Source organism: Streptomyces deserti (genome assembly GCF_054782695.1).
The window spans coordinates 1-3,971 of the sequence record NZ_BAAGRZ010000087.1; the positions used below are offsets into that span (position 1 = coordinate 1).

1 protein-coding gene is annotated in these 3,971 nt (G+C 71.3%); it reads right to left on the reverse strand.

All coding sequences use genetic code 11. The features are described 5' to 3' along the window. A partial coding sequence (locus tag ACYVMZ_RS39110; protein ID WP_461088055.1) for an SDR family NAD(P)-dependent oxidoreductase occupies positions 1-3,971 on the reverse strand: 3,971 nt, incomplete at both ends.

A 3,971-nucleotide genomic window follows, 5' to 3' on the forward strand; every position in this document is an offset into this window, starting at 1 on the left:
CAGCCGCTGGCTGCCCTGCCCGGTGAACACCACAGCAAGGCGCCCCTCAGCGACCACACCAGTCACCACCCCAGGCCCGCCGGAGACCAACGCCTCCGACCCCTGGACGAAGTCCTCCCGCTGACGCCCCAGCACCACCGCCCGATGCTCGTGAACCGCCCGCCCCGACAGCAGCGACCAACCCACATCGGCAACATCCAGGTCGGAGTGCATCACCAGGTGCTCGCGCAACCGCTCCGCCTGAGCACGCAGCGCCTCCGCACTGCGAGCCGACACCAGCCACGGCACCACACCCACCGGCACCGGCACCGGCACCGGCACCGACTCCGCAGAGTCCTTCTCCTCAACCGGCGCCTGCTCCACGATCACATGCGCGTTCGTGCCACTCACGCCGAACGACGACACGCCCGCCCGACGCAGCACACCGCCGTCCCGCTCCGGCCACTCCCGCGCCTCGGTCAGCAGCTCCACAGCACCGGCAGACCAGTCGACATGAGACGTAGGCGCGTCCACGTGCAGCGTCTGCGGCAGCACACCGTGCCGCATCGCCATCACCATCTTGATCACACCGGCCACACCGGCGGCCGCCTGCGTATGACCGATGTTCGACTTGATCGAGCCGAGCCACAGCGGCCGGTCCTCGGGCCGCTCCTGCCCGTACGTGGCGATCAGCGCCTGCGCCTCGATCGGATCCCCGAGCGTCGTGCCCGTACCGTGCGCCTCCACCGCATCCACATCACCCGGCACGAGCCCGGCACTCGCCAACGCAGCCCGAATCACCCGCTGCTGCGACGGACCGTTCGGAGCCGTAAGCCCATTGCTCGCACCGTCCTGATTGACGGCCGAACCCCGCACCACCGCCAGCACCTCGTGCCCGTTCCGACGGGCATCCGACAGCCGCTCCAGCAACAGCAGACCGACACCCTCACCCCACCCGGTGCCGTCCGCAGCCTCCGCGAACGGCTTGCACCGGCCGTCAGCCGCCAGGCCCCGCTGCCGGCTGAACTCGATGAAGGCACCGGGGTTGGACATCACCGTCACGCCACCGGCGAGTGCGAGGGTGCACTCGCCCTGGCGCAGCGCCTGGGCCGCCAGGTGCAGGGCGACCAGGGACGACGAGCAGGCCGTGTCGATCGTCACCGCCGGGCCCTCAAACCCGAACGAGTAGGCCAGTCGGCCGGAGATGACGCTGGTCGCGCCACCGGCGAGCAGGTAGCCCTCCACGCCTTCGGGTGTCTGCTCCAAACCGGAGCCGTACCCCTGGGACGAGGCTCCGATGAAGACGCCTGCCTGGCTTCCGTGCAGAGTCGTCGGGTTGATGCCCGCGCGTTCGAAGAGTTCCCAGGAGGTCTCCAGGAGCAGCCGCTGCTGCGGGTCCATCGCCAGCGCCTCGCGCGGCGAGATGCCGAAGAAGGCGGGGTCGAACTGATCGGCCTCGTGGAGGAATCCACCGGCGCGGGCGTAGCTCGTGCCCCGGTGATCGGGGTCGGCGTCGTAGAGGGAGTCCAGGTCCCAGCCTCGGCCGTCGGGGAAGTCGGAGAGCGCCTCCCGCCCGTCGGCCAGCAGCTTCCAGAGCTGTTCGGGGCTGGTGGCGCCACCGGGGTAACGGCAGCTCATCGAGACGATCGCTATCGGGTCGTCGTCGATGCTCGCCGCACTGACCCCTACCGCGCTGCCACTGGCCGACGTGTCGTCCGCGCCCATCACCTCCGCGCGCAGATAACCCGCGAGCGCGGTGGACGTCGGGTAGTCGAAGACCAGCGTGGTCGGCAGTCGCAGGCCGGTGGCCGCGGCCAAGCGATTACGTACCTCCACCGCCGTCAGCGAGTCGAAGCCGAGCTCCCGGAAGGCCCGCTGGGCGTCCACCGACTCCGGCCCGTCATAGCCGAGCACGGCCGCGGCATGCGTTCGTACCAGATCCAGCAGCAGCGCCTCCCGCTCCGGCTCCGTCAGCGACAGCAGGCGGCGGCGCAGCTCCGAAGAGCCCGTCTCGTCGTCGCCCGTTCCCGTCTCGCCGCCGGCCGCGGTCTCCAGGTGCCTGCGCACCTCCGGGATGTCCCCGACGAGCGGGCTGGGCCGCTGCGAGGTGAACGCCGGTACGAACCGCTCCCAGTCGACGTCGGCCACGGCGAGGAACGTCTCGTCGTGCGCCACCGCCTGCGCCAGCGCCAGCACCGCCAGCTCCGGAGCCATCGCCCGCAGACCACGACGGCGCAGATGCTCCTCGCCGTCCTCACCGGCCATGCCGCCGCCGGCCCACAGACCCCAGGCAACGGACGTCGCCGTCAGCCCACGCGCCCGGCGCCGCTCGGCCAGGGCGTCGAGGCAGGCGTTGGCTGCGGCGTAGGCGCCCTGTCCACCACCGCCCCACACTCCGGAGTTGGAGGAGAACAGTACGAAGGCGTCAAGTTCGGCACCGTCCAGCAGTTCATCCAGATGGACCGCACCGGCGATCTTGCCTTCCAGGACCTCGGCCATGTCCGCCACGGACATCTCGGCCAATGGCTGTCCCTGCCCGACCCCGGCCGCATGGAACACGGACCGCAGGGTGTGGCCGTCCTCGGCGAGCCGCTCCAGCAGCCCCGCCACCGCGTCCCGGTCGGCCACATCACACGCGGCGACGGTGACCCGAGCGCCCAACTCCTCCAGCTCAGCCTTCAGTTCGGCCGCGCCGGGCGCCTCTAGGCCGCGACGGCTGGTGAGGACCAGATGCCCGGCACCGTTGCGCGCCAGCCAGCGCGCCACATGCCCACCGACAGCACCCGTACCACCCGTGACCAGCGCAGTACCCCGCGCCACCCACTCCGACCGCAGCGACGGTTCGGCGTTGACCAGTCGCCGTACGAAGATGCCGGAGCCACGTACCGCGAGCTGGTCCTCGTCGCCGACTCCGGCCAGAATCCCGGCCAGCCGTGCACCCGAGCGCTTGTCAGGCGCGGCGGGAAGGTCGATGAGACCGCCCCAGCGGTCGGGGTATTCCAGTGCGGCCACTCGTCCCAGGCCCCACACCTGCGCCTGAAGGGGGTTGCGGAGACCGTCACTGCGGCCCGTGGACACCGCTCCGCTGGACACCGCCCACAGCCGGGCCCCGATCCCGGCGTCACCGAGCGCCTGCACCAGCGTCGCCGTGGCCGCGAGACCGGCGGACAGGGAGACATGCGTGCCGTAGGGCTCCTCGGCTACAGCCAGCAGGGACACGACGCCGGCGATGTCTCCCTCTCCCGACACGCGCCCCAGCTGCTCGGCCAGCTGATCCCGGTCCGCCTGCCCGGCGGTCACGTGCAGCTCGTGGACCTCCGCGCCCGCCTCGGTCAGGGCCTCTACGATCCCCGCGGCCCAGGGATGATCGGCAGCCTCCTCGGGTACGACCACCAGCCAGCGGCCCGACAGCACGGCCGAGGAGGGCAGTACACCGGTCAGCGGCTTCCACACCACCCGGTAGCGCCAGCCGTCCACCACCGACTTCTCCCGCCGCTGCCGCCGCCACGCCGACAGCACCGGCAGCACCGCACCCAACTCCTGGGCCGCGTCCTCCTCGACCGACAGCTCGGCGGCCAGCTGCTCCAGATCCTCGCGCTCCACCGCCTCCCAGAAACGGGCCTCCACCTCGTCGACCGTCGGCGTCAGGTCATGGTTGGAGTCGGAGAGCTCCGGCCAGTAGTGGCCGCGCTGGAAGGCGTACGTCGGCAAGTCCACCGTCCTGGCCCCGGGGAACAACGCCTTCCAGTCCAGCTCGACACCGTGCACGTGCGCCTCGGCGAGCGAGGCCATCAGGCGACGGGCACCGCCGTCGTCACGACGGAGAGAGCCGAGCGCGGCGGCGTCGGAGTCCGTGTCGTCGATGACGGCCTGGACCGGAACGGTCAGCACCGGATGCGGGCTCATCTCCAGGAACAGGGTGTGTCCCTCGGCGAGCAGACCGCGCGTGGCCTGCTCGAAGAGGACCGTGTGACGCAGGTTCCGGTACCAGT